A 22,067-nucleotide genomic window follows, 5' to 3' on the forward strand; every position below is an offset into this window, starting at 1 on the left:
GGTAAAAAATCCAACTATGAAAAATTGTTTTATCCTTTTTTTTCTATTTACAATTTCATTGTGTAATGCAAAATTTTTAGAAGGAACCATTGTATTTAAAGACGGACATTCTGAAACAGGATATATAAAGTCCTTTCTAGAAAATAAATTTTTCGATTATACACTGTTTAAAAAATTTGAACAAGAATTTAATTTAGATGATAAATCCATAAAGTTCAAGAATAGTACAGAAGGAACTGTAATAAAGTACAATATGGACGATATCGCAGAACTTCAAATAAAAGCTGGAACAATATATGAAATTTATGTACCACTAAATCTTAAAACACTGAGCAAAAAAGGCGAAATTATAGATAAAAAAATTAAAGTCTGGTTGCCATTAATCAAAAAAGGAAAAATAAATCTTTATGGATATGAGTATTTCATATCCAGTTATCGAGGTGATTTTCCAGAACATGGCTATCAGTTTTATTATCACATTCAGGGTTCCGATTTTGCACTTAGTCCATATGAAAATCTTACAATGCTAGGAAAGAAAGCAAATATTAAAATCTTTACTTCATTTTACAAGTACTTATTTGATGCATGCTCGGATTTTACAACAAAGCATGCTGTAGAATTACAAAAGGAAATCGATTCCAACTACAGCAAAGAAGAACAAAAACAAATGGTTAGAGAATATGTAAAAAGAGAAAAAGCATTTCAAAATAAGAAAGACAAAACACTTATCGATGCTTTTGAAATGCAAAATTTTGAACTATCTAAGTTTATTAACGACTATAATTCAGAATGCAACTAAGCTTTCAAAACTTCAGCAATCATTAAAGCGCATTTTTCACCATCAATTGCAGCAGAAATAATTCCGCCAGCATAACCGGCACCTTCGCCACATGGATACAAACCTTTTATTTGCAAATGTTCGTAGGTAATTCCATCTCTAGGAATTCTAACCGGCGATGAAGTCCTACTTTCTGGCGCATGAAGAATGGCTTCGTTGGTTAAATAACCACGCATAGATTTACCGAATTCTACAAATCCTTCTCGCATTATTTGAGTTAAAAAACTTGGGAAAACTTGTCCTAATTCGACCGAAGTTGTCCCTGGAACATAAGAAGTTTTGGGAATATCTGACGAAACTTTACTTTGTGTAAAATCGACCATTCGTTGGGCTGGGACTTTTTGAGTTTGTCCAGCCAAATGCCATGCTTTTTGTTCAATACTTTTTTGAAATTCCAATCCGGCAAGTGCTCCAAATTGGGCAAAGGCTTTGAAATCTTCCAATTTTAACTCTACTACAATTCCAGAATTTGCAGTGGCTTGATCACGTTTTGATGGCGACCAACCATTGGTAACAACTTCACCCGGACTTGTAGCACAAGGCGCTATTACACCACCTGGACACATGCAAAACGAGTACATTCCGCGACCATTTACTTGTTTCACAATACTGTATGGCGATGGTGGTAAATAATCACCCCGGAAATCACAACTGTACTGAATTTTGTCTATTAATTCCTGCGGATGTTCAGCTCGAACGCCTAAGGCAAATGGTTTAGCTTCGATAAAAATTTTCTTTTTATCTAACAATTCAAAAATATCTCTGGCCGAATGTCCTGTAGCAAGAATCAATTTATTGGCTAAAATGGTATCACCTTTTTGAGTAACAACACCTTGAATTTCGTTATTTTTTATAATAAAATCGGTGACTTTGGTTTCAAATAAAACTTGTCCGCCACATGCAATTATTTTATCTCGAATATCCTGAATAATTTGAGGTAATTTATTAGTTCCAATATGTGGATGCGCTTCTACAAGAATGTCTGGAGTTGCACCGAAAGCGACTAATAATTTCAAAATTCGGTCTACATCGCCACGTTTTTTAGAACGGGTATACAATTTTCCATCAGAATAAGTTCCTGCACCGCCTTCTCCGAAACAATAATTGGAATCTTCGTTTACAATATGATCAACATTTATGGCTTTTAAATCTCGTCTTCTTCCGCGAACGTCTTTACCGCGCTCTAAAACTATTGGTTTTAAACCCAATTCTATAAGTTGTAAAGCTGCAAACAATCCTGCTGGACCAGCACCAACAATAATTACTTCTTGCGAATTGGTAACATTTTTATATTCTGGAAAATCTATTCTTTCTTCTGCAACTGTTTCTCCTGTAAAGTAAACGTTAGCTTTTATATTAAACTTTATAGCTTTTTGACGTGCATCAATAGAACGTTTCAAAACAGTAACCTTCAAAATTTCTTTTGCAGAAGCATTTAATAAGTTAGCACAATGTTCGTTTAGCAACCATTCATTATGTGCAACTTCTGGTGAAACTTGGGTTTGAATTTCGCGAGGCATAAAAGTAATTTTTGGCAAACTTAAAATAATTTGGGCAAAGTCTAATCATAAAAAAAGGTTTAGCATAACTAAACCTTTATTGTTTGATGAAATTAATGAAAATTTATCTTTTTATGAACTTATAGTTTTTAACATTTCCGTTACTATTTAGTTTTACGAAATACATTCCAGTTTGTAAATCCGAGACTGAAATTGATTCGATACTACTTGTAGATTTCACCTCTTTAATCAAGGCACCACTAATAGAATAAACAGAAACATTCAATATAATTTCATTAGTTTTATTATCAATATTTAATATATCTGATGTTGGATTAGGGTACAGATTAATAGAATTATTCATTGTATTCGCTTCTAAACCAAGGGCTACAGCAAATTCAAGATAATCTGGCATTCCATTAGAATTTGTGTCGTCATTTGCAGGGTTTCCATCTTGATTGTAATCTTCTAAACTAGTTAAAACACCATCTCCATCGTCATCGTTGTCTAAATAATTTGGAATACTATCGGAATCGGTATCTAAAATTGAGGTAGTAGCACTTCTGTTAAAAACATATTCTAAGTTTGTCAAAATAAAATCGCCGTCATCATCGTTATCCAAATAATTTGGAATTCCGTCTTGATCTGTATCATCGTTTGCTAAATTGGTGTCGCCATTTATATCTTCCAAATCAGTACTAACCGTATCATTATCACTATCTATTGAACAATCAATGGCGCTTAATATAACTTGTTTAATAACTCCGTTACCGCTTGCATAAATCGTTTGAGGATTGGATGTGTTGGTATAATTTAGGTTGGAGATCGGATTAACTTGCGCCTGAGCATCCGCTTGTGTTGAATATAATGTAATTGCTGATGGATTGGAAGGCGACAAATCATTTTTAACCAATTGCAAATTAAATTCTTCAAAACCATTAGTATTTACATCACATTTTACAAAGGAATAAACATTCAAATAACCAGGTCTTGAGAACCTCCATCCTTCATTAGTTGCTGTCCATGCTCCGGTATTTCTGCCTGGAGCAGCAATGCCCAAAGTTCCTGTAGAATTTATCAATCCGATTACAGCATTTCCACTATTCCATGCAGTACAAAGTTGTTTGTTAATTATTTGTACCTCTATAATATTAGAAGTTTCGCACAGAATCATCTGAAAACTAGATTTGACAGTAGTGCAAGAAAAGTGCGAATTGTTATAAAAACTTACTATAAACTTTCTATAAGGTGCCGTACCGTAAACACCATAATTAACTGTTCCTTGAGCATTAGAATTATTCAAATCATGATAACATCCTAAAATTGAATTTTTGACTGGAAAATTTGCATTTGGAATAGGCATAGTAAAACTCCAAGGTGAAGAAGTGCCTGCAGAACTAGTTCTAAAATCTATATAACCATTAGTACTAACTACAACTTGATTGTAAGCTGTGCCATAAAAATCAAAATTAAATGGCAGATTAATTAATTGCGAATTATAATCATCACTCGTTGCTAAAACTGGTAATGTACCTGAATAAGGTTGAAAGGGAATTGAAGTAACTGTATAATTACTTTGAGCAAATGCTTGAAAAGAAAGCAACAGTAAAAAAATGGTTTGAAAGTAGTTTTTTATCATAATGTAATTGTTTGGATGTGTGTAACTTATAGTTATATAAAAAACAAGTTATACAAATATAACAAAAAGTTGTGTATTACATGGAAAACAAAGTAAATTTGGAATTTATTATAAATCATGTCTAGAAAAATTAAACTCATTTGGGATTTTCGTGGTCCAGCATCCGAGAAAACGGCGCAACATCATGAAATTCATTTGAAAGAATTTAGTATCGCTGAAAAATTACCATTAAACATAACAGGCTTCGAAGTAGTAAACGAAATGTATGCTATTGCTTTTATGGTTGTAACCGATGAAAATATGATTTCAGTTCGTGATGCACTGAAACCACATCGCGGTGAAATTTATCAAGAATAAATAGTCTGTTGATGATTTTATAAATGCTGAATAGTTTCTACAAATAACTTACTCAGTTTTTCATCCGATTTTCCTGCAATTTCAATAATTTCAGCAATATTTACGGGCATCAAATTATCAGGATCACATTCGTCGGTGATCACACTCACTGCAGCACAAGGCAATTGCAACTGATTGGCCACAATAACTTCGGGCGTGGTACTCATTCCTACCATATCGGCACCAATTATGCTCAAATAGCGGTATTCTGCTCTAGTTTCCAATTGCGGACCATAAACTGAAGCGTAAACACCTTTCTTTAAATTTATCTCAAGTTCGGATGCACGTTGGTTTAAATTAGAATTCAATTCCTTGTCATACGGCGCACTCATGTCAGGAAAAATACCTCCATAATCAAAACTATTCAAGCCAGAAAGCGGACTACCTCCTTGTAAATTTATATGATCGTCTAACAAAATTAAATCGCCTTTTTTAAAGTTTTTGTTAATACCGCCAGCAGCATTACTCAACAACAAAGACTGTATGCCTAACTTTTGTAAAACTCGAATCGGAAAAGTTACTTGCTGCAAGTTGTAGCCTTCATACAAATGAAATCGTCCTTGCATGGCTACTACTTTCTTAGATCCAATGGTACCAAACAACAACTTTCCTTTATGAAACTCTACCGTTGAAATTGGAAAATGCGGAATCTCTGAATAATCAATTGAAATTTCTACTTTCAAATAATCCAAAAACTTTCCTAAACCTGTTCCTAAAACTACTCCTACTTCAGGATTTAGTATTCCTTTCGAAGTTAAAAAATCTGCCGATTGCTTAATTTGCTCTAAATATGTCATATTATTAAAAAACTATTGTTGGTAAATTTCGTAAATAGTAATAGATTTACAAAAACAAACTATGAAATATCTAATAATTCTATTCATTTTTTCTCAAAGTATCTTTTCACAGACTACAGATTACGTGAAAATTTCTCAGGAATTCATCGAATCTGCCAAATTTGAAGAAGGTGATACGAAAGGATTAATGGAAACTATTGCCAATGCAAATGAAGCCGAATTATTAAGTCAGCTGAAAACAGACGATTTAAAAAAGGCATTTTTCATTAACCTTTATAATGGATTTACAAATTATGCACTTAAAAAAGATCCAGACAAATACAAAAGTAGGAATGCATTTTTCAAGTCAAAACAATTTGTTGTGGCTGGAAACAAACTCAGTTTAGATAATATAGAGCATGGTTTTTTAAGAAAGTCAAGTGTGAAATGGAGTTTAGGAAAACTGAATAAAATTTTCCCTAGTAAACTTGAAAAAAAGTTTCGTGTTGAAAAAGTAGATTACCGCATTCATTTCAGCTTGAATTGTGGTGCAAGAAGTTGTCCACCTATATCATTTTACGATCCCAAAACCATCAACGAACAACTGGATCAAGCAACAAGAAGTTATTTAACCGGCGATGCCAGCTATGATAAAGAAAAAAATGAACTATCGTTGCCTATACTCATGAGTTGGTTTCGAGGCGACTTTGGAAACAGAAAAGGCATTTTAAAAATCTGTAAAGAATTAAAAATAATTCCAGAAGATGTAAATCCTAAATTAAAATACAATAAATACGACTGGAGTTTGTATTTGGAAAACTTTAAATTATAAGAACAATGGATAAAAATTATTACAATTCCGACGATTTAAAAAAATTTGGCAATATCGTCGAATTTCAAAAAGAAATGGGCGAAAAATTCTTCGGATACTATGGCGAAGTTTTTAAAGAAGGTGCCTTAACTGCTAGAGAGAAATCACTTATTGCACTTGCCGTTTCTCACGCAGTTCAATGTCCCTATTGTATCGATGCTTACAGTTCTGATGCCTATGAAAAAGGATATAGCGAAGCACAAATGATGGAAGCAGTACATGTTGCCGCAGCCATCCGTGGTGGTGCAAGTTTGGTACATGGAGTTCAAATGATGAATAAAGTTAAGAAAATTAGTTTATGAGCGAATTCAAAAAAGTAAAGCTAAAATCGCTAAAGGCCAACCACAATTCGCTTTCAAAAGCAGAGAATCAAATTCAAATTTTGGAACAAAATCCAGAAGAATTTACTCCTTTCAGAAACAACTTGCAGACTATTGGATTGCTTCCGTTGCAACCTACAAACTTGGAGATTTTTCAAATCAATTTAGGTAAAATGTGCAACCAAGTTTGTACGCATTGCCACGTAGATGCTGGTCCAGATCGTAAAGAAATCATGACCAAAGAAACTATGGAAGTGATTTTGGAAATCTTAAAGTCAAATCCAAATTTCAAAATAGTAGACATGACTGGTGGTGCGCCAGAAATGAATCCGAATTTTAGATGGTTTGTTGAAGAAATAAGTGCGCTAGGTATTCAAATGTATGTTCGATGCAACTTGACTATCATTACAGCAAATAAAAAATATTATGATTTACCCGATTTTTTCAAAAAACATAAAATCGAAGTCATATCGTCGTTACCATTTTATTCTAAAGATCGAACAGACAAACAACGTGGAGATGGCGTTTTTGAAAGTTCTATAAAAGCTTTAAAAATGCTAAATGAAGTTGGTTATGGACTTGAAGATTCTGATTTAAAACTAAATTTGGTATACAATCCAGCCGGTGCTTTCCTACCACCAGACCAAAATGCACTCGAAAAAGAATACAAGGCAGCACTTCTTAAAGATTTCGGAATTCACTTTAATAATTTATTTGCAATTACCAACTTACCTGTAAGTCGTTACCTAGATTATTTAGTTTCTTCTGGAAATTACGAAGACTACATGACTAAACTTATCGAGGCATTCAATCCAACTGCAGCTTTTAATGTTATGTGCAGAAACACCATATCAATTGGTTGGGACGGTTATATTTACGATTGTGATTTCAATCAAATGTTGGAATTGAAAGTAGCTTGTAAAAGTTCGCAACACATAAATGATTTTGATACCAACGCATTACTGAGCCGAAATATCATTGTAAGCAATCACTGCTACGGTTGTACTGCAGGTTCAGGAAGCAGCTGTGGTGGCGCTGTTGCTTAACTTTTTAACACAACTATAAAATAAACTAAACAAAATGGAAAACTATTTAGACGCTACCGTTAATCTTTATCGTGATGCAGCCTTAACACCTGATGTTGGATTATGTTGCACCACTACTCCGATATGGAAATTCCCTGGTTTGGAAATTCCAAAGATAATGCAAGAAATGAACTATGGCTGCGGAAGTACAATTTCGGCACAAGATCTTATCAACAATCCTAAAATTTTATATGTTGGTGTTGGTGGTGGAATGGAATTACTGCAATTCGCCTATTTTTCACGTCAAAAAGGTGGTGTTATCGGTGTAGATGTTGTTGATGAAATGTTGGAGGCATCCAAACAAAATTTCAAAATTGCCGAGCAAGAAAACGACTGGTTCAAAAGCGAGTTCGTAGAACTTAAAAAAGGTGATGCACTAAACTTACCTATTGAAAACGAAAGTATTGACATTGCAGCACAAAACTGCTTATTCAATATCTTTAAGACAGACGATTTAAGAAAAGCATTACAAGAAATGTACCGAGTGTTAAAACCTCACGGAAGACTTGTAATGAGTGATCCAACTTGTGAGCAAGAAATGAATGAAACACTGCGAAACGACGATCATCTTCGCGCACTTTGTCTTAGTGGAAGTATTCCAATAAAAGAATACATTAAAATGCTAACTGATGTTGGATTTGGAACTATTGAAATTCGAGGTAGAAGACCGTATCGAATTTTAGATCCAGAAAATTATGCTACCAACGAATTAATTTTTATTGAAAGCATAGAAGTTTGCGCAATAAAAGATCCAATGCCAAGTGATGGACCTTGCGTATTTACAGGAAAGGCGGCTATTTTTTATGGTAAAGAAGATTATTTTGACGATAAAAAAGGTCATGTATTGATGAAAAATCAACCGCTAGCAGTTTGCGATAAAACAGCCCAAGCACTTGCCGACTTGAACCGTAATGATATTTTTATCAGCGAATCCACGTTTCATTACAACGGCGGAGGTTGTTGTTAATTAATAATAAAAGCTGCAACAATCTAGTAAAGTTGCAGCTTTAAGTACTATTTTTCTATGCAGAATAAAAAAGCGCTACTACTTTTTACAAAAAATCCCAAGTTAGGAAAAGTCAAAACACGACTGGCTAAAACTATTGGCGATGAAAAAGCACTTTCAATTTACAAAATGCTACTCAACCATACACAAGATATTGTTACACCAGTGAATGCAGATAAATTTGTATTTTATTCGGATGCAATAACTATTGATGACCAATGGAATGCTAGCTCTTTTTACAAAAAATTACAAAAAGGAAGCGATCTAGGAGAACGAATGGCCAATGCTTTTAAAGAAATTTTTTGTTTAGGATATCAATCCGTTTGCATTATTGGCAGCGATTGCTATGAACTTCATTCTGAAATTATTGAAAATGCGTTTCTAAAACTAGAAAAATTTGATAGTGTTATTGGTCCAACTTTTGATGGAGGATACTACTTATTGGGAATGAATACATGGCAAGAAACTCTGTTTCAAAATAAAACATGGAGTACAGAAAGTGTGTATTCGGAAACCATTCAGGATTTTGAAAATTTACAATTATCGTATTATAATTTGCCAAAATTATCCGATATTGACGAAGAGAAAGATTTACCACAACATTGGAAATAAAATAATTTGTACACCATCTTTAAAATAGCGGCAACCTTAGCTCTAAAAATCTACTGTAAAAAAACAGTGGCCAACTTTAAAGAGCCGTTACGTGAAAATGTTCCTACAATTATGGCATCAAATCATCCCAATTCTTTTTTTGATGCGATTGTAATTGCAGTACACTATCCCAAGCCAATTTATTTTCTTGCGCGTGGTGATGCATTTAAAAAACCTTTGGTAGCAAAGTTTTTAAAAAGTTTGCACCTCATTCCGATTTACCGCTTGAGTGAAGGAAAAGAAAATTTAAACAAAAATACAGCAACATTTGAAACGTGCATTTCACTATTAAAACAAAACAAAACCATTCTGATATTCTCAGAAGGAATATGCAAAAACGAATGGAATCTAAGGCCGCTTAAGAAAGGAACCGCACGATTGGCTTTGATGGCGGTGCATGAAGGAATCAATAATTTAAAAATTCAACCTACCAACCTCAACTACTCGTCATTTGATAAAAATCCGAAAGAAGTTGAAATCAATTTCAATGCTACTTTTTCGGTAACTTATAATGATCAAGGTAAAGAATCTAGTTTTTATAATTCGTTCAATGCAATTCTTAAAACGAATATTTTAAAAGGAATGATTGTAAAGGAGGATTTGAAAGATATTTCTCTATTTGGTAAAACAAAAAGTAGAATTTATAAAGCTTTGATTGCAATTCCAGCGTTAATAGGATTCATCACTAATTCTTGGTTTTATAATTTTTTCAAAAAAATAGCACAAACGAAAACTAAAAATACGGTATTTTATGATTCAGTACTTTTTGGGATGTTGCTCCTATTTTACCCAACATTTATAATTGTACTATCGATTATAGCAACAATACTATTTAATTTCAAAATCGGATTACTTTTGTTTGTTGCAATGCCGCTAACAGGATGGTTTTATAAAGAGTACAAAACGCTATAAATCATTTTACCTTGCTCAATGCAAGCATTTTAATTATCCAATCAGGAAGTGGTTTTTCCTGGTTTCGTTTTCTCAAATCCAAATACCAACCGACTTTTTTAAGAATAGGAACTTTATGAGTTTCTACCAATTCTATCAAGGTGCCATCAGGATCTTCAATGTAGCAGAAACGACCCGAAGCATTATCCATGGCAAAAGTATTATTACTATCTACAGAAAATTGCAACCCTTGACTTTCAACATGCGTTTTTAAATCATCCATCGAATTTACATCGAAACACAAGTGAATAAATCCGCAATCACCCCAATACCGTTTCTCATATATTTTGGCTGCTTTTCTAGAAAGATTTTGAACCAATTCAACAGTCACATTTCCTAGTAGTTTATTAAAAGCACCTTTTCCAGTTGCCCGTTTAAATAAACCTACTTTTCTAAAATTTTCATTGTTTTCAGAACTTGTAAAATCATAAAGAATTGTATCCAATCCCAGTATTGATTTATAAAAGTGAATGGACTTTTCCATATCAGAAACTCCAATTACTGCGCCAACTACACCACCTAAATCATACTTCTTCTTCTGAAACCATTCATAAGAAGGAATAATTTTAAAACTTCTACCGTCGGTATCGGTAACATAAAAATAATTACTGCCACTGAAACAAATTTCCATTTCTGAAACTGAAAGACCATCTATTGTTGACAAGCGCATGTGTGATTCAATAATATCTGTCGATTTAAGTATAGCAGCATAAATTCCGAGATCTCCAAACTGCACCGATGGCGTTTTGGCTGGAACTCGATCTAAAAATTGCCATAGTTCGAAACCACCGCCACCTTGAAGATTCATGGTTAAAATGGCTCTTCGCTTGTATTCTTGATTGCCCGTGTATTGCGTCATCAAACTGGCTTTAGCGACATCATCAAAAATTAAAACATCCATACCAAACAAATGTTTGTAAGTATGCATAGCAGTTTCGGCGTTACAAACTCCTATTCCAACCTGTTGAATTCCTGATAAATATCGATGCATGGGCAAATAAATTATTTATTTTGTAAACCTTTTGTGTAGGCTATTTTATAATAAATTGAAGGAATAAACCACCAAAGCCAAAAAAGTAAACGCTCTGCTTTAACAATTAGCACCGATTTTTTATTCAAATACAAACCTTTGATAATTTTTTTAGCACAAACGTCAACCTCCATTCCTACTTCATTATTTTCATCGGTGTTGCCAAATTGTTGACCATCACCAAGTAAGGCATTTTTTGAAATATTGGTGTTTATTCTGCCAGGATATACGATAGAAATAGTGATTTTGGTTTTATACAATTCACATTGTAGTGTTTCTAAATAACCTTTAATAGCATGTTTAGATGCAGCATAACCCGACCGTAATGGAAAACCTATTAAACCTGCAACGCTACTAATTACAGTGATATTTCCTTTATTGCGCTTTTTAAAATGTGGTAAAAGTGCTTGAGTAATAGCTACTGGTGCAAAATAATTGAGATCCATCAATTTTTTATAAACGGCCATCGAGGTATCTTTGGCTTCTGCACGTTGACTAATTCCTGCACTTTGAATAACGTAATCAATGGTTCCTTCTATCGCTAAAGCCTTTTCTACAAGCCCATTCAATCCATCTAAATCCAATAAATCAAATGGTAAAACATGTACTTTTGAAGTGTTCAATTGATTTTTCAATTCTTGCAATACTGAAGCATTTGAAGAAGTAAGTATCAAGGTTGCTCCTAGTTTTGCTAACTGTATAGCTAATTCTTTTCCAATACCAGATGAAGCGCCAGTAATCCATATAATTTTGGAATCAAAACGCATTTTTTCGATAGCTTAGAAGTTCTTTGTATTTATGCACCATATCAAATTGGGAAGCGCCTTTCTTATACATTCTAACAATTTTTAAATTAGCTAATTGAACAGTCAACCAAGAATTATCTTCATACTTTCGTGCCGAAATTAAAGTAGCTTTCGGAATTAACGTAAACGAACCTTGCTCCCACAATCGAGCAATATAATCATAATCTTCCATGATAAACATTTCCTCTTTGTAGGTGCCAATCGTATTCCACAACTCTTTAGTAACAAAAATTCCTTGATCGCCACCGCGAAAGAAAAGGTAATTGAATCGTGTAAAAAAAGCATTTATTTTTAGTAAAAAACTAGAACTGTCGAATTGGGTTCTAAAACTACCGCAATTAAACCCTTTTGCCAGTGATGCCGCAATCAAATCATAAAATAAAGGTGCTGGCAAACTATCGGCGTGTAAAAAGAAATAAACATCGCCTATGGCATTCTTTACACCATGATTCATTTGACCAGCTCTTCCTTTTACGGGAGAAACTAAAACCTTTACGCCTAATTCTTGTGCTATCTGAACTGTTTTGTCTGCACTACCAGCATCAGAAATGATAATTTCATAATCCTTATTCAATAGATTTTTTTGCAAATGCTCTATTGTCTTTTTAATACCGAAGGCTTCATTATAGGTGGGAATGATGATGCTTAGTGTCATAAAAATATATTAATATCGAGTCAAATTAGTTGGCTACTTCGCTAATAAATTTGATTCGCATCAATCGCAATTCATCCAAATCGTAATCGCCATCAAATTCTTTCAAAGCTTTCTCTATATTATCTGTTTCCGATTCCATGAAATAATCGTGAATTTCTTCTTGCTGGTCGTCGTCCAACATTTCATCAATCCAATATTTTATGTTTAATTTAGTTCCTGAATATACAATTTGCTCCATTTCTTTAATCAGTGCATCCATATTCATTCCTTTACCTGATGCAATATCGTCTAATGATAATTTTCGATCTATATTTTGAATAATATACAACTTGTTAGCAGAATTAGCACCGGTAGATTTTACAACCAAATCATCAGGACGAATAATATCATTATCATCTACATAACGATTAATAAGTTCTACAAATTCTTTACCATATTTTTTAGCCTTTCCTTCTCCAACTCCATGCACATTACCCAATTCATCCAAGGTTATGGGATATTTTAAAGCCATATCCTCCAACGATGGATCTTGAAAAACCACAAACGGTGGAACGCCAAGTTTTTTAGCAACTTTTTTACGTAAATCGCGTAACATAGCCATAAGTGCTTCGTCTGCAGTTCCAGAGGATTTTGCTGCCGTTACAATTGCTTCATCTTCGCTTTCATTGTATTCATGATCTTCCGACATCATAAATGAAGTAGGATTTTTTATAAATTCTAATCCTTTTGGTGCAACTTTTAAAATTCCATAAGTCTCAATATCTTTAGTAAGATAACCATCTACCAATACCTGACGAATTAAAGCCATCCAATACCGCTCTTCAAAATCTTTTCCTGCTCCGAAAAACGATTGCGAAGCGGTTCGATGTGCCTTAATCATTGCGTTTACGCGACCAATTAAGGTATACACAATTTCTTTTGATTTGTACAAATGTTTGGTATCTCGCACCACTTCCAGCAATAATTTAACTTGATCTTGCGCCTCAACTTTTGCTTTTGGATTGCGAACATTATCGTCCATATCGGCACCATCGCCATTTTCACCGTCAAATTCTTCACCAAAATAATGCAGTAAAAATTTACGTCTAGACATGGATGTTTCGGCATAAGCCACAACTTCTTGCAACAAGGCAAATCCAATTTCTTGTTCAGCAACTGGTTTACCCGACATGAATTTTTCTAACTTTTCAACATCTTTATAAGAGTAATACGCCAGACAATGACCTTCACCTCCATCACGTCCTGCGCGACCTGTTTCTTGATAATAACTTTCTAGCGATTTTGGAATATCATGATGAATTACAAACCGAACATCGGGTTTGTCTATTCCCATACCAAATGCAATGGTTGCGACCACAACATCTACATCTTCCATAAGAAACATGTCTTGGTGTTTGGCTCTAGTTTTGGCATCCAAACCAGCATGATAAGGAACCGCAGAAATACCGTTTACTTGAAGAACTTCGGCAATTGCCTCTACTTTCTTTCGACTTAGACAGTAAATAATTCCTGATTTTCCTTTGTGCTGTTTTATAAATCGAATGATATCCGACTCAATATTTTTAGTTTTGGTACGTATTTCGTAATATAAGTTCGGACGATTGAACGATGCTTTAAAAGTGGTAGCATTGCTCATATCCAAGTTTTTAAGAATATCTTCTTGGACCTTTGGCGTAGCTGTAGCAGTCAATCCAATAACAGGAACATCGCCTATTAACTTTATAATATTTTTTAAATTTCTATACTCAGGTCTAAAATCATGACCCCATTCAGAAATACAGTGTGCTTCGTCAATGGCAACAAACGAGATGGGAACACTTTGCAAAAACTCTACATATTCCTCTTTTGTTAACGATTCGGGAGCAACATACAATAATTTAGTAATACCAGAAGTAATGTCTTTTTTTACTTGATTAATTTCAGTTTTAGTCAACGAAGAATTCAATACATGAGCAATACCGTTTTCTGAAGATAAACTGCGTATGGCATCGACTTGATTTTTCATCAAGGCAATCAAGGGCGAAACAACTATGGCAGTTCCGTTTTGAATTAATGCAGGCAACTGGTAACACAATGATTTACCACCACCAGTCGGCATGATTACAAAAGTATTATTTTTGGCAAGGATACTTTTAACAACTTGTTCTTGTAATCCTTTGAATTGGTTAAAGCCAAAATATTTTTTTAATTCGTGGTAGATGTCAATTTCGTTTGAATTCATTCTTAGTTAATAGTATTTTTACATAAATTTGCACAATATAAAGATATAACATTCTTTTTAAAAAAAACAAATTTTATACCAATTCTATTTTGACAACACACGAAAATATAATTGCTACAGCTAAAAATACCGTTTTATCTGAAAGCCAATCTATTGCAAATCTTACCAATTTTATCGACGATAGCTTTGCGCAAGCAGTAGAGGTAATTTACCAATCAAAAGGAAGACTAGTTGTTACAGGAATAGGAAAAAGTGCCATCATTGCCCAAAAAATTGTTGCCAGTTTAAATTCTACTGGAACTCCATCCTTATTCTTACACGCTTCAGAAGCTATTCATGGTGATTTAGGAATGGTACAACCTGGCGATGCCGTAATATGCATTTCTAAAAGTGGCAACAGTCCTGAAATTAAAGTTTTAGTACCCTTATTAAAACGTGATGGTAACAAACTAATTGCAATTACAGGCAATCCAACTTCTTTTTTAGCAAAAGAATCGCATTATGTTTTAAATACATTTGTAGAAAATGAATCGTGTCCTAACAACTTAGCGCCAACCAACAGCACTACTGCACAATTGGTAATGGGTGATGCATTGGTAGTTTGTTTGATGCAAATGCGAAATTTCTCAGCAGAAGATTTTGCCAAATTCCATCCCGGTGGCGCTTTAGGTAAGAAATTATTATTGCGTGTTGGCGATGTGCTCGATGGAACGCACAAACCGGTTGTTACACCAGATTCAAGTATCAAAAACGTGATTATGGAAATTTCAGAAAAACGTTTAGGTGTTACCGCTGTCGTGCAAGATGAAAAAGTAATCGGAATCATAACCGACGGTGATATCAGACGAATGCTTAATAAAACAGAAACCATAACGGGCTTAACTGCTAAAGATATCATGACGGCAAACGCCAAATCAATCAAATCTTCTGCTTTAGTAAGTGATGCACTGAATATTTTAGAAGATTTTTCAATTACACAACTTGCCGTAATTGATAACGAAGAGTACAAAGGAATTATTCACTTACATGACATTTTAAAAGAAGGAATCGTATAATGGCAAAGAAAAAAGTAGCGAAAGAAGAAATGTCATTTATGGATCATCTTGAGGAATTAAGATGGCTGTTGGTTCGCGCCACAATTGCAATGCTAATTGGTGCTACAATTGTATTTTTTGTAAGTGATTATGTTTTTGATTACATTATTTTAGGTCCAACCAAACCCGATTTCATTACGTACCGTTCGTTTTGTGATTTGTCGCATTGGTTGGGATTCGCAGACAGTATTTGCGTAAGCGAAATGGATTTTACAATTCAAAATACCGATATGGAAGGCCAAGTTAATATCTTAATTTGGACTTGTATTTCGGCAGGATTCATACTTTCATTTCCGTACATCTTGTATTTATTATGGGGTTTTATAAGTCCCGCATTGTATGAACATGAACGTAAAAATGCCAAATATTTCATCTTCATATCTTCGTTATTGTTTTTTTTAGGAGTTCTTTTTGGCTATTTCGTCATTGTACCGATGTCAGTTAACTTCTTTGCCACATTCAAAGTAAGTGAAATAATTAAAAACGACTTCAACTTTGATTCCTACATCGGAATGATTAAAACATCGGTTATTGCCTGCGGACTATTTTTTGAATTGCCTATCGTAATTTTCTTCTTAACCAAATTAGGGCTAGTTACACCGCAATTTCTGAGAAAATACCGAAAATACGGAATCGTAATTATCCTTGTTGTTTCGGCAATTGTAACGCCACCAGATGTAGTGAGTCAAATAATCGTATCCATACCCATGTTATTAATATATGAAGCGAGTATTTTCATATCAGCATACGTACTAAGAAAACAACTTAAAGAAGCAGAAAAAAATGGCTAATATTGTAGAAGAATTTAATGAATACCGTTCTAAAATGAACGAAAAATTGTTGGCAGACAACAATAAAATTGTAAAAAGAATATTTAATTTAGACACCAATGCTTACGCAGAAGGCGCGCTAGATGTTAAAACCAAAGAGCTTTTAGGATTAGTAGCATCGGCTGTTTTAAGATGCGATGATTGTGTGAAATACCATTTAGAAACATCCTATAAAGAAGGAGTTACCAAAGAAGAAATGATGGAAGCTATGGGAATCGCCACTTTGGTTGGTGGAACAATTGTAGTACCGCATTTGCGTAGAGCGTACGAATTTTGGGAAGCACTTGAGGAAAATAAGTAGTATACAGTTTGCACATTTCAGTTTACAGATTTCAGATTTTAGAACGTACATTGCAACTTTCCAAAATTGAAGTTAAATCAATAATATTATGCAAAGGATTTTTGTTTATTTGCAACAAATAAATCGTAGTTACTTAGCAACTTTGCAAAACTTAGAACCTTAAAAAAATGAAATTAAGAGCCGAAAATTTAATTAAAACCTACAAAGGAAGAAGTGTAGTAAAAGGTATTTCTGTTGAAGTAAACCAAGGCGAAATCGTTGGATTACTCGGTCCAAATGGTGCCGGAAAAACAACTTCTTTTTACATGATTGTCGGTTTAGTTAAACCCAATGCTGGTAATATTTATCTTGACGATATGAATATTACCGAATTTCCGATGTACAAACGTGCACAAAACGGTATTGGTTATTTGGCTCAAGAAGCATCCGTTTTTAGAAAATTGAGTATTGAAGATAATATTTTAAGCGTTTTGCAACTTACCAAATTATCGAAGGAAGAGCAAATCGCTAAAATGGAAAGTTTGATAGAAGAATTTAGCCTAGAACACATTCGTACCAATCGTGGCGATCTACTTTCAGGTGGTGAACGTCGACGAACCGAAATTGCACGATGCTTAGCAACCGATCCAAAATTTATTTTACTTGACGAACCATTTGCAGGTGTCGATCCAGTGGCGGTTGAAGACATTCAACGAATTGTGGCCCAACTAAAAAATAAAAATATCGGAATCCTGATAACTGACCACAACGTTCAAGAAACACTAGCAATTACAGATAAAACTTACTTAATGTTTGAAGGTGGTATTCTAAAAGCAGGAATTCCAGAAGAATTGGTTGAAGATGAAATGGTTCGTAGAGTGTATCTTGGTCAGAATTTTGAACTTCGTAAGAAAAAATTGGAGTTTTAGCAATACACAAAATGGAAAGCCCAGAAACTTTAAAAGAGTGGAACGAAAATCCTAAATATTGGAAATGGGGATTGTTTTATTTTAATAAAGAAGACCAACGCTTAATTGTGGACAAGCAAAATCCTAATTATGGTTCAACATTTAACTTTGCGCATCCAAAGTCTTACCTATTTTTTATCGGAATGTTATGCTTTTTTCTTTTTGTGATAAGCATGATTACAATTTCAAAAAAATAATTGTAAGACTAGTTAATGGTCATATAATTCAACATCTTAGGCGTACCATTATAAATATTCAAATCCACTTTATCTTCGATACCTTCAATTGAAGCTTTTTCGGTAAATTGCCAAAACAACCAATCGTCTTTAATATTTTCAACCCAAAAATTGTAATTGGCAACCCAGAAGGTGTATTCAGAAAATTCATCTTTCAAAAAGTCTTCATAATATTTCTCACCAGTATAAATGATAGGCTTCACTTTATAATGTGCACTAACTTTTTTTAACCATCGTTTTAAACCTACTTTCAAACTATCAACTGATTGACTTTTTGGCAATTGTTCGATATCTAAAACTGGTGGAAAATCACCTTTCTGAAGTTGTACCGTTTTAATAAAATTTTCAGCTTGTTCTAATGAATTTTCGTTTGGACGATAATAATGATAAGCACCGCGAATAAAGTTGTGCTTTTTTGCCGATTTCCAATTGACTTTAAAACGCGAATCGACTTTATCAGTTCCTGCTGTGGCTCGGATAAAAACAAATTGTAAAGGAAACAAACTTTCTACCGAATCAATTACTTTCCAATTAACTTTTCCTTGATATTCCGATATATCAAAGCCAATCACTCGGTCGTTGTGCTTTTTTAAAACCTGAAAAATTCGGGCTTGAGCAACCTTGTCTTCTTTGTAAATTTTATCGGATTTAAAGCTAAAATAATACAAAATGGCATTTCGGTAATGATAAACACTTCCAAAAAGTAACCCTACTAAAATTACAATTATAAACCACTTTAATGAAAAAAAGGAAGACTTCTTTTTAGTACCTTTTCTTCGTGCAGATGGTTTTCGAGTAACGGTTTTTGCCATGTAAAGTAAACTACTTTTTTGAAATTTTATTATTTACAACCGATAATAAAACATAACTCACAATGATTAAAGGAATTGCGGTAACTTGAAGTAAAGCAATCATTAAAATTGAGAAAATCAAAAATCCGATTTGCAGTTTGTATTTCTGAACACTAAAATTCTTAATTTTTAAAGCAAATAATGGAATTTCAGCATTCAAAATGTAGGCGCTAAAGAACGTAATTAATAGCAAAATCCATTGATTGGTAAGCATTCCTAAAACAACCAAAGAATCGGTATTTTTTAAAATTAATGGCAAACTCAAAATAAACAAGGTATTGGCAGGCGTTGGCAAACCAATAAAAGAATCTGTTTGGCGCGTATCAATATTAAAATTGGCCAAGCGATAACACGAACCTAAAGTGATGATAAAACCCAACAATGAAAACCAAAATCTAGAATCGGAAAGTTCAAAAACATGATTTTCTAATCCTTGAGAATTTGTTAGCATGAAAAACATAATTGTTCCAGGAGCAACACCGCTCGTAACCATATCGGCAAGTGAATCCAATTGCAATCCTAGCGGACTGGAAACATGAAACAATCGCGCGAAAAAACCATCAAAAAAATCTAAAAAAATACCCAAACTTACAAACAGAAAAGCCAGTTCAAACTGCTGATCGAAAGCAAAAACAACGGCAATACATCCGCAAAATAAATTTAAAAGTGTAATACAATTAGGTACGTGTTTCGTAATGTTCATCAAATATTTATTTTAGCATAGTAGAAGAAACAAATTTAATACAATAACTTCAAGAGATGTACGTTTTATAAGAGTTTTTTATTTACGCTTATTTATGAATTAGTTAGTAAAATTCTTCAATAAAAATTTCTATTTTTGACAAAATATTTGCTTTGAAAAGAATTCTATATTTAACCCTTATTTTAGTTTCTACAACCGTTAACAGTCAAGTAGTTAGAAAATATTCTAACGAATTCATGAATATCGGTGTAGATGCTGCTGCATTGGGAATGTCCAACGCTGTGGTGGCGCATTCTGCTGATGTAAATTCTGGTTATTGGAATCCGGCAGGTTTAATTAATCTCGAAGACGGTCAAGCAGCATTGATGCATGCCAGTTATTTTGCCAACATTGCTCAGTATGATTATGCAGCATATGCCAAGCCTATTGATGATCGAAGTGCTTTCGGATTTTCATTAATCCGATTTGGTGTTGATGACATATTAAATACCACACAACTTATTGATGGCGAAGGAAATATAGATTACAACAGAATCAGTAAATTTTCTACAGCCGATTATGGATTAACTTTTTCCTATGCTAGAAAACTACAAGTTCCAGGTTTTCAATATGGTGTAAATGCCAAAATAATTCGTCGTGTAATTGGAGAATTTGCCAATTCATGGGGTTTTGGATTTGACTTTGGACTTCAATTTGAACGCAACGACTGGAAATTCGGTTTAATGCTTCGCGACATTACCACAACCTATAATATTTGGAATATCGACGAAGAAGAGTACGACAAGATTAAAGATGCCGTAGCAGGACAAAATCAAGAATTACCAGAAAGTACCGAAATTACTTTGCCAAAAGCACAATTGGGAATGTCCAAAAAGTTTGAATTTCACAACGAAACCAGCTTACTCGCATCTGGAAATCTAAACATGCAATTTGCAAGAACCAACGATATTGTATCAACTGATTTCGTAAGTATTGACCCGGCTTTAGGCTTTGAATACAGTTACATAGATTTAGTATTTTTACGAGCTGGTGTAGGAAACTTCCAAAATATTACTCAACTCGATGGTAGCAAAAAAGTGGGATTTCAACCCAACATCGGACTCGGATTTAAATACAAAGGAATTCAAGTTGATTATGCTTTAACTGATTTGGGTGACCAAAGTGCTGCTTTATATTCCAACATATTTTCGGTAAAAGTAGATTTAAGTATCTTTAGATAAAAATAAATCATGATTAAAAAAGTACTTACGTTACTCCTATTATTAGTTTATTGTACTATATTTTCCCAAAGTTCAACATTATCTGAAAAGGCTACTGTAAGTGTCTTTACTTGCGGCAAAGGAGGCGAATTGTACACCGTTTTTGGCCATACTGCCATAAGAATAAAAGATGCGGTTAACAATTTGGATGTCGTTTACAATTATGGCGCTTTCGATTTTAGAACTGAAAATTTTTATTTGAAATTTGTTAAAGGAGATTTACAATATTTTATTAATGCTAGTTCTTACGAAGATTTTGTTTACGAATACCAACAAGAAAACCGAGAAGTAATTGAACAATTTTTAGATTTACCACTACTAAAAAAACAAGAACTTTTTGATAAATTGAATGCGTCGCTGTATTCTGAAGAACGCAATTATACCTATAAATTTATAGATAGAAATTGTACTACAATGGTAGTAGATAAAATAAATGAAACGGTAGGATCAAAACTGATTAAAAAAGTAGACGATACTACGATTTCTTACAGAAAAGTACTGTATCCTTACTTCGAAAATCATTTTTGGAACAAGTTAGGCATCAACATCATTTTTGGAGCTAAAACCGATAAGAAAGCAGAAAATCTTTTTCTTCCTGTAGAATTATTGCACAGTTTAGATCAAGCTTCTAACAATGGAAAACCTCTGGTTTACTTGAAGCAAACAATCGTAAAAGGAATAGAACCAACGGAAAACTTTAGTTTTATAAACAGCATTTATTTTGTAACGGTTTTGCTTTTACTAATCGCAATTACTAATAACAAATCGGTATTTACAATCTATTTTATATTTTTGGGAGTTTTGGGTTTATTTTTCTCTTTAGTTGGATTTTACTCGTTTCACAAAGAATTGCTTTGGAACTACAATGTTATGCTATTCAACCCGTTGTATCTAATTTTACCCTTTTTAAGAAATACTAAAATCAAAAAAAATATAGTTCTATTTAGTGCGATAATCCTTGGAATTTATTGTGTGGTCATGATTAACAAGCCACATTTACCATTGGTTGTTCCTTTTATTGTGCTTACTTTTTATGGACTTTGGAAAAAACACAAGTGGATGAATAAAAGTCAAATTGAAGCTACTAAATAAACTTTAGTAA

24 protein-coding genes are annotated in these 22,067 nt (G+C 33.5%); 15 read left to right on the plus strand and 9 right to left on the minus strand.

The features are described from left to right. Positions 1 to 16 precede the first annotated feature (16 nt). A complete protein-coding gene (locus tag ACZ098_RS01660; RefSeq protein WP_487309990.1) occupies positions 17 to 799 on the plus strand; it encodes a hypothetical protein in 783 nt (260 codons plus the stop codon). Here the strand turns inward: ACZ098_RS01660 and ACZ098_RS01665 are convergent. After that, a complete protein-coding gene (locus tag ACZ098_RS01665; RefSeq protein WP_487309991.1) occupies positions 796 to 2,358 on the minus strand; it encodes an NAD(P)/FAD-dependent oxidoreductase in 1,563 nt (520 codons plus the stop codon). The genes ACZ098_RS01660 and ACZ098_RS01665 overlap by 4 nt on opposite strands. A gap of 103 nt (positions 2,359 to 2,461) precedes the next feature. Beyond that, entirely contained in the window at positions 2,462 to 3,976 is a 1,515-nt protein-coding gene (locus tag ACZ098_RS01670) for a T9SS type A sorting domain-containing protein (protein WP_487309992.1), read from the minus strand. A 117-nt stretch (positions 3,977 to 4,093) separates the two neighbouring features. On the opposite strand from ACZ098_RS01670, the gene ACZ098_RS01675 reads away from it, so the two are divergent. After that, positions 4,094 to 4,333 carry a hypothetical protein gene (locus ACZ098_RS01675; protein ID WP_487309993.1) on the plus strand — a complete coding sequence of 80 codons (240 nt, stop codon included), beginning with the start codon at positions 4,094 to 4,096 and terminating at the stop codon, positions 4,331 to 4,333. A 17-nt stretch (positions 4,334 to 4,350) separates the two neighbouring features. Here the strand turns inward: ACZ098_RS01675 and ACZ098_RS01680 are convergent, their stop codons facing one another. Continuing rightward, on the minus strand, positions 4,351 to 5,169 hold the full coding sequence (locus ACZ098_RS01680; RefSeq protein WP_487309994.1) for a purine-nucleoside phosphorylase: 819 nt from the start codon (positions 5,167 to 5,169) through the stop codon (positions 4,351 to 4,353). Between the two features lie 61 nt (positions 5,170 to 5,230). Between ACZ098_RS01680 and ACZ098_RS01685 the strand changes: the two genes are divergently transcribed. The 6 genes from ACZ098_RS01685 (at position 5,231) to ACZ098_RS01710 (ending at position 9,993) form a co-directional block, all read left to right on the plus strand. Then, positions 5,231 to 5,980 carry a DUF547 domain-containing protein gene (locus ACZ098_RS01685; protein WP_487309995.1) on the plus strand — a complete coding sequence of 250 codons (750 nt, stop codon included), beginning with the start codon at positions 5,231 to 5,233 and terminating at the stop codon, positions 5,978 to 5,980. Between the two features lie 5 nt (positions 5,981 to 5,985). Further along, complete coding sequence (locus tag ACZ098_RS01690) at positions 5,986 to 6,321, plus strand: arsenosugar biosynthesis-associated peroxidase-like protein (protein WP_487309996.1); 336 nt, start codon at positions 5,986 to 5,988, stop codon at positions 6,319 to 6,321. Next, a complete protein-coding gene (arsS, locus tag ACZ098_RS01695) occupies positions 6,318 to 7,385 on the plus strand; it encodes an arsenosugar biosynthesis radical SAM (seleno)protein ArsS (RefSeq protein WP_487309997.1) in 1,068 nt (355 codons plus the stop codon). The genes ACZ098_RS01690 and arsS overlap by 4 nt, the downstream gene beginning before the upstream one ends. Positions 7,386 to 7,419: 34 nt before the next feature. Beyond that, positions 7,420 to 8,391, plus strand: coding sequence for an arsenosugar biosynthesis arsenite methyltransferase ArsM (arsM, locus tag ACZ098_RS01700; RefSeq protein WP_487309998.1), 972 nt, complete (start codon positions 7,420 to 7,422; stop codon positions 8,389 to 8,391). Positions 8,392 to 8,448: 57 nt separating this feature from the next. Then, a complete protein-coding gene (locus ACZ098_RS01705) occupies positions 8,449 to 9,042 on the plus strand; it encodes a TIGR04282 family arsenosugar biosynthesis glycosyltransferase (protein ID WP_487309999.1) in 594 nt (197 codons plus the stop codon). Between the two features lie 66 nt (positions 9,043 to 9,108). Next, entirely contained in the window at positions 9,109 to 9,993 is an 885-nt protein-coding gene (locus tag ACZ098_RS01710; protein WP_487310000.1) for a 1-acyl-sn-glycerol-3-phosphate acyltransferase, read from the plus strand. 1 nt (position 9,994) lies between these two features. Here ACZ098_RS01710 and ACZ098_RS01715 read toward each other — a convergent pair whose 3' ends face one another. Genes ACZ098_RS01715 through recQ form a run of 4 tightly spaced genes read right to left on the minus strand, consistent with a single transcriptional unit; the run spans position 9,995 to position 14,744 of the window. Beyond that, a complete protein-coding gene (locus tag ACZ098_RS01715; RefSeq protein ID WP_487310001.1) occupies positions 9,995 to 11,023 on the minus strand; it encodes a VOC family protein in 1,029 nt (342 codons plus the stop codon). Between the two features lie 11 nt (positions 11,024 to 11,034). Beyond that, positions 11,035 to 11,829, minus strand: a complete 795-nt coding sequence (locus ACZ098_RS01720) for an SDR family oxidoreductase (protein WP_487310002.1) — start codon at positions 11,827 to 11,829, stop codon at positions 11,035 to 11,037. Then, the gene (locus ACZ098_RS01725; RefSeq protein WP_487310003.1) at positions 11,819 to 12,523 is read right to left on the minus strand and encodes a TIGR04283 family arsenosugar biosynthesis glycosyltransferase; all 705 of its coding nucleotides are present in this window, start codon (positions 12,521 to 12,523) and stop codon (positions 11,819 to 11,821) included. The genes ACZ098_RS01720 and ACZ098_RS01725 overlap by 11 nt, the downstream gene beginning before the upstream one ends. Positions 12,524 to 12,548: 25 nt before the next feature. Further along, entirely contained in the window at positions 12,549 to 14,744 is a 2,196-nt protein-coding gene (recQ, locus tag ACZ098_RS01730) for a DNA helicase RecQ (protein WP_487310004.1), read from the minus strand. An 89-nt stretch (positions 14,745 to 14,833) separates the two neighbouring features. Here recQ and ACZ098_RS01735 point away from each other — a divergent pair, with 89 nt between their 5' ends. From ACZ098_RS01735 to ACZ098_RS01755, 5 genes are all read left to right on the plus strand, one after another. Further along, a complete protein-coding gene (locus ACZ098_RS01735) occupies positions 14,834 to 15,799 on the plus strand; it encodes a KpsF/GutQ family sugar-phosphate isomerase (protein ID WP_487310005.1) in 966 nt (321 codons plus the stop codon). Beyond that, positions 15,799 to 16,629: a twin-arginine translocase subunit TatC gene (gene tatC, locus ACZ098_RS01740; protein ID WP_487310006.1), complete on the plus strand. Its 831-nt coding sequence runs from the start codon at positions 15,799 to 15,801 to the stop codon at positions 16,627 to 16,629. The genes ACZ098_RS01735 and tatC overlap by 1 nt, the downstream gene beginning before the upstream one ends. Continuing rightward, the gene (locus ACZ098_RS01745; protein ID WP_487310007.1) at positions 16,622 to 16,969 is read left to right on the plus strand and encodes a carboxymuconolactone decarboxylase family protein; all 348 of its coding nucleotides are present in this window, start codon (positions 16,622 to 16,624) and stop codon (positions 16,967 to 16,969) included. Before tatC ends, ACZ098_RS01745 begins: the two co-directional genes overlap by 8 nt. A gap of 167 nt (positions 16,970 to 17,136) precedes the next feature. Then, positions 17,137 to 17,877 carry an LPS export ABC transporter ATP-binding protein gene (lptB, locus tag ACZ098_RS01750; protein ID WP_487310008.1) on the plus strand — a complete coding sequence of 247 codons (741 nt, stop codon included), beginning with the start codon at positions 17,137 to 17,139 and terminating at the stop codon, positions 17,875 to 17,877. Between the two features lie 11 nt (positions 17,878 to 17,888). Further along, on the plus strand, positions 17,889 to 18,113 hold the full coding sequence (locus ACZ098_RS01755; RefSeq protein WP_487310009.1) for a DUF5808 domain-containing protein: 225 nt from the start codon (positions 17,889 to 17,891) through the stop codon (positions 18,111 to 18,113). Between the two features lie 8 nt (positions 18,114 to 18,121). Here ACZ098_RS01755 and ACZ098_RS01760 read toward each other — a convergent pair whose 3' ends face one another. After that, the gene (locus tag ACZ098_RS01760; protein WP_487310010.1) at positions 18,122 to 18,964 is read right to left on the minus strand and encodes a glycoside hydrolase family 25 protein; all 843 of its coding nucleotides are present in this window, start codon (positions 18,962 to 18,964) and stop codon (positions 18,122 to 18,124) included. A gap of 10 nt (positions 18,965 to 18,974) precedes the next feature. Then, positions 18,975 to 19,706, minus strand: coding sequence for a CDP-alcohol phosphatidyltransferase family protein (locus tag ACZ098_RS01765; protein WP_487310011.1), 732 nt, complete (start codon positions 19,704 to 19,706; stop codon positions 18,975 to 18,977). 152 nt (positions 19,707 to 19,858) lie between these two features. On the opposite strand from ACZ098_RS01765, the gene ACZ098_RS01770 reads away from it, so the two are divergent. Together ACZ098_RS01770 and ACZ098_RS01775 are read left to right on the plus strand one after the other, a co-directional pair. Next, a complete protein-coding gene (locus ACZ098_RS01770; protein ID WP_487310012.1) occupies positions 19,859 to 20,926 on the plus strand; it encodes a putative type IX sorting system protein PorV2 in 1,068 nt (355 codons plus the stop codon). A gap of 9 nt (positions 20,927 to 20,935) precedes the next feature. Beyond that, on the plus strand, positions 20,936 to 22,057 hold the full coding sequence (locus tag ACZ098_RS01775) for a lipoprotein N-acyltransferase Lnb domain-containing protein (protein WP_487310013.1): 1,122 nt from the start codon (positions 20,936 to 20,938) through the stop codon (positions 22,055 to 22,057). Positions 22,058 to 22,067: the final 10 nt, after the last annotated feature.

Source organism: Flavobacterium sp. SP2 (assembly GCF_057626655.1).